The sequence below is a fragment of the Mesorhizobium sp. genome (assembly GCF_004962925.1).
In the GTDB taxonomy this organism is placed as follows: Bacteria; Pseudomonadota; Alphaproteobacteria; order Rhizobiales; family Rhizobiaceae; genus Mesorhizobium.
On sequence record NZ_SUEO01000328.1, the window covers coordinates 1 to 4,710 of the forward strand.

Sequence of the window (4,710 nt, forward strand, 5' to 3'; positions counted from 1 at the left end):
CTGTTGTTGGGGACCAGTGGGTTACCCCCCCGCCCAGCCCAACCCGCTGCAGATCGGGAGCTAGCCGGTCGGCCCGCGCTCGGAGGAGGAGCGCGGCCTTTCCTTCCAGACCGTGCTCCAGATGCGGCGCCGTGCTACTAGGTCTTCGGCCGGGCAGCGTTGTTGTTGCGGTCAAGCATGGCCAATGCACCGAACAGAACGACAAAACCGGCGATTCCCACCCAGCCGATGATCTGGCGGGTCCGGTCCTGCGCCTCGGGCATTTGCAGCGCCTCGACCTTTGGCCACATCACGTTAATGTAGCCGTCTGGCTCAGCGACCAGGCCTTTGTCTTCCGTGTCGATTTCGAGCATAACTCCCTGGATAGGACCGTCCGTCAGCACCATGATGTGGGCAGGAGCTGCTCGTGCAATCACTTCGCCGTTGCGGCTGACCTCTGCCCACCCCCAGAGGGCGATTTCTGGCCGGACCTTCGGTAGTTTGCCGGTGCCGATGCCGGTGTTGCCGTGCATATCGTGCTCATACACTGCGCCTGACCAAGTCGTATAGCTTCCGAGCGGGTGCCTCGGCATCGGTTTGTCGATCTTGACAGTATACTTGGCTTCGCCGGCGCTGAATTCGGCCGAGACCTGCATGTCATCGGTGTTCTCGACGTGCGACCAGCGGTTTCCCATCTCCACGGTTTCGATTGCAATGGTGCCGTTCATCGGCACTGTGCTGTTCATGGCGAACGGATCCGCGCCGGTCATCCGTAGGCCTTCTCCTGACGCACGTGCGGTCGCAACCAAGCCATCAGTGCCCCTCGTTTGAGCGCTCGCCGGATCGGCAGGAACACCCAGCAGGCCTGCTAACATGGCAATCCCGGCAACGCCGATCATGCGCCGCTTTGTCATCAGCCAAACGCCGATCCACCAGCCGAACAGCGCCGAAACGAAACCGCCGGGAAACGACAGCCACCAGAGATCCGTGTAGCCGGAATAATACGGCTGATCGAATGGCAGGCCGCGCGCCCCGAGATACATGCTGTAGGTGGTCCAGACGAGGGCGAGCATCAGGGCGCCGACGCCCCAGCCCATCGGGCCGGCGCCGGCATAGGCGGTCCAGACACAGACGAAAACGAAGGTGATCAGAAGGTGCTGGACGAAAAACGTGATGCCGGGAAAATCGCGCAGGAGCACGATCTGGGTCAGAATACCGTCCACTGCCACTATGATGACGGCGGTGACCAGCCCGTAAACCACGAACCGCCATGTCTCGCCGCGCTCAGCCTCAAGAACGGGATGGTTGCGCCGCCACAGCCACAGCGCCATCAAATATCCGCCGAATATCGCCAGGAAGTGCACCGGGACGCCGGTGATCCATAGGTGGTTGAAATCGAGCCACTCGGGTTCCTGCGGCAGCCCGACGGGCGCCAGCCACTGGTAGTAGGTTTCCAGAATGAGCGTGTGGACCGCAGTCAGGATCAGGCCGGGCACGATGCCGATGCCGAGAAAGGCCGTGCCGAACAGAAACACCGTGGTGATCAGGAAAGTCTTGGTGATCCAGTATGTCCAGTAGGGATCATTTTCCCAGAGCAGGCCGTGGGCAATGGAGGCATCTACGAAGATGGCTGAAAGGCCGACAAGAATGCTGAACTTGATTGTGTCTTTTGCGAGCAGAAACATGACGCACTCCCGCATTGCGCGATATCAACGCCAACACCGAAGGTAAGTTCCTTCGCTTGGTGCACGCAGCCTATCCCGGCGCAGACAACGTTCGGCCAGCTCCCTCCGCAGTCTGATCAGGTGCTTTTGAGCTTTCCGTTCATCCCTTCGGGTAAAAACCGCCCTTGCTCACACCGGCTTGGTCGGTGAGATCCACAATGCGAAGCACCTCTTGCGGCGTCCTGGTGAAGGGCCAGCAGGCGCGAACCTGCCGCTGTGAATACAATGCAGGGGCTGGTTGGATCGCAGCTGCCGCGGGTGGTGATCCCCTCGACCGTTTAAGTCGATAGCCAATGGCAATCACGCACACACCTCATCAGAGTGCGCGGTGCGCGGCCAGCGAACTGGCCAAAGCTGCAAGTACGCATTCGTTAACAGGTTTCTCGACAAAAGTCCCGGCCTTGAAGGCCTCCCCTCGGCCCTCGATGTCCGTGGCACTGTAAATCACAAAGGGGATATTGCGAGCCACGAGTTCTTCAGCAACCGAAGAGCTAACGCAGTCCCGCAAGAGGACGTCCAGGATAACGACGTCGGGCTGGACAAGAGCCAAAATTTGTCTTGCACGAACGCAACTTGGCTCTGAGGCCACCGCAAAGCCAGCCGCTTTGAGCGACGACTCGATGCTCGTGACGATTATCGGCTCGTCCTCGAAAATGAGCGCTAGCGACTTTCTCATGTCCTCACCCTCCTTTGGATGGGAAGGAGCACGATGTGCGCTGACATCCGACAACGGCGCCCAGGATAATTCATAATCCTGTCAGGATCAGAATCCAAATAATTTCAACTGCCGCGCTCTGAGGAGTGGCGCTGACCTAATCTTCGTCCCCGAAACCCAGCAGCGAGGCATGGCGTATGTGGCTGTGGTCGCCGCGCAGATGCTTGATGCGCAGCTTGACGCCACGCCCGACCCACTGTGTCGCCGGCCGCTTCTTCATCGCCTTGGGCGCCGGTCCGGCGTGTTCCTGGACACGCTTCCACAGTCATTCCCGCATGTCATGGCCCAATGTGATGAAGGCGGAACCGACATAGTTCCCGGTGCCAGGCTCGGCCAGCAACGCGAACGCTGCCTTGCCCCGCTCGCGCTCGACGCCAAGCAACTCGAATTCGTCGACCGTGAAGCTTTTCGTCTTCAGCCAGTTGGTCGTCGGGCCGCTGCGATATTTGCTGCCGCGGCGCTTCGAGACGATCCCTTCGATACCGGCCTTGTCGACCAGATAGAACACGGCATCGCCATCGCCTGGCATATCCTCGCTGAACTGAATGCGGCTGCCGGCTGGGATCAAGCCATGCAGGATCTCGCGCCGCTCCTCGATGCCGAGGTCGCGCAGATCGTGGCCGTTGAGGTGCAGCAGATCGAAGGCGACGAAGTAGAGGTCATGCTGTCGTCGTGTGATTGCTCGCCGAAGTGCGGCGAAATCCGGGAGGCCGGCATCGTTGGTGACGATCGTTTCACCATCGATGATCGCCGTCTCGACATTGAGCGCCTTCGCGGCTTCGACCAGGTCGCGATATTTTTCAGACCAGTCGAGGCCCCGCCTGGTGTAGATGCGAACATCCGGGCCGTTGATAACGATCTGCGAACGGTAGCCATCGAGCTTGACCTCGTGAATCCAGTCATCCCCCTCGGGAGGCTTCGCAACCAGGGTCGGCAACATCGGTGGAATGAACGCCAGCCGGCCAGTGCCGGCAATCACCTGTTTAGGCACGGGATCGACTCTAGGCCCGCACGATCTGGCGGCTAGGGGAACCGAACATGATCATTTTATCAAATTAGCAAGCAATGATGTATGAGGGAGGCTATATTCACATCAGCCGGTAAAACTACCCCCGTACGCCGGTTAGGCTCGGCGCCAGTCCCCTCGATGCGACGCCGGGCCGCTGTTCCGATGACGTCTCGGAAGCCGCCGGACAGGCTCAGCGGAAACGCGCGATATGGCCACCAGCAGAACATTAGAAACCTCTTGACGACCCACATGCCCGCTCCAGAATCCTCTGCATGGCGTGGGAAATTACGGACATCAACATCGGCGATGAAGTGACGCTAACCGTGACCGTGCTGAAAATGCTGGATGGTGGACGAGCCAGCGTCAGCATCCCGTCCTATGGCTTCTCCTATTCGATCCCGGCGGCAAAGAAGACCCAGCCAGGCGACGAGCTACAGCTTAGAGGCGAGGTCACCCACGTCGACGAGGAAGACCAAAAGATCACCGTGAAGGCCGGTGGGCTCATTACCGTCGACGCCGATACGATCACTGGCTGGACGCCTGTTCCGCGCAAAAAGACGGCATTTCGAGATGAGGCGGATTAGAGAACGCAGGTCGACCAGGAAGCGTGGACCCCAACAGACCAGCCGCGACGAACGGGCCGCGCTCAAGCTGGTTCGCATGGCGATTGAACAGACCTGTCCGGCTGGCGTGTTGCCAAGCGAGGAAGCGGTGTTGCTGCTCTGTGGCCCCGAGCCAGTCCATGAGGGCGAAGCCCTTGCCAAAGCCATCATCGAGACGGTCGAAAAACTAACCGCTTGCCGACAACGCCCTGCTCTTGAATGCCCTGGAGATGATTTGCGGCAAACTGGGAGTGCGGCGCCACAGACTAACGACACAGCTCAGCAGCGGCGGCCGCGCTGAGTGCCGGTGAACTCCGAGAAACCAAAATCGCTGCCGCCGTCTGCTGCAGCGGATGATTCGGCGCTGTGAGGACATCTAGGCAAGCCCGAATGCTAGGACCAGGAAGCCCATCGCTCCGAACCCGGCGTGGATAACGACCCCGGCCCATGTGCTGCGACGCCGCTGGACAATGTAGGGCAGGAGCAACGTGATGGGCACAAGGGTCAACAGGACTTGCCAGGGGAAGGCAGCGTGGAACAGCAACCACAGGATACCATTGACCAGCCAAGCCCGCCCCCCGAAGGCAACCTCTTGCCGCGGCAGTGCGACACCCCGCCAGACAAACTCTTCCCCAACGATGTTCAGCACAAAAAACGGGAGCCACGCGCTGAGAATCCAGT

6 protein-coding genes and 1 pseudogene are annotated in these 4,710 nt (G+C 60.1%); 1 reads left to right on the plus strand and 6 read right to left on the minus strand.

Going from position 1 to position 4,710, the window contains the following annotated elements; all coding sequences use genetic code 11:
• Positions 1-137: 137 nt before the first annotated feature.
• The 5 genes and pseudogenes from E5W87_RS34075 to E5W87_RS34090 all read right to left on the minus strand — a co-directional run bounded on the left by E5W87_RS34075 (position 138) and on the right by E5W87_RS34090 (position 3,409).
• Positions 138-1,664 carry a hypothetical protein gene (locus E5W87_RS34075; protein WP_292407924.1) on the minus strand — a complete coding sequence of 509 codons (1,527 nt, stop codon included), beginning with the start codon at positions 1,662-1,664 and terminating at the stop codon, positions 138-140.
• 116 nt (positions 1,665-1,780) lie between these two features.
• Positions 1,781-1,893 (minus strand): annotated as a pseudogene (locus E5W87_RS34080) (ferritin-like domain-containing protein); the annotation flags it as partial.
• A gap of 126 nt (positions 1,894-2,019) precedes the next feature.
• A complete protein-coding gene (locus E5W87_RS34085) occupies positions 2,020-2,379 on the minus strand; it encodes a response regulator (RefSeq protein ID WP_292407927.1) in 360 nt (119 codons plus the stop codon).
• A 136-nt stretch (positions 2,380-2,515) separates the two neighbouring features.
• Entirely contained in the window at positions 2,516-2,638 is a 123-nt protein-coding gene (locus E5W87_RS36220; protein WP_367118908.1) for a hypothetical protein, read from the minus strand.
• 45 nt (positions 2,639-2,683) lie between these two features.
• Positions 2,684-3,409: an RNA ligase family protein gene (locus tag E5W87_RS34090; RefSeq protein ID WP_367118909.1), complete on the minus strand. Its 726-nt coding sequence runs from the start codon at positions 3,407-3,409 to the stop codon at positions 2,684-2,686.
• Between the two features lie 290 nt (positions 3,410-3,699).
• On the opposite strand from E5W87_RS34090, the gene E5W87_RS34095 reads away from it, so the two are divergent.
• Positions 3,700-4,011 (plus strand): hypothetical protein, encoded by a 312-nt coding sequence (locus tag E5W87_RS34095; protein WP_292407930.1) that lies wholly within the window; start codon positions 3,700-3,702, stop codon positions 4,009-4,011.
• 394 nt (positions 4,012-4,405) lie between these two features.
• Here E5W87_RS34095 and E5W87_RS34100 read toward each other — a convergent pair.
• Positions 4,406-4,710 (minus strand): CPBP family intramembrane glutamic endopeptidase (locus E5W87_RS34100; protein WP_292407933.1); only part of this gene is annotated, 305 nt, incomplete at its 5' end.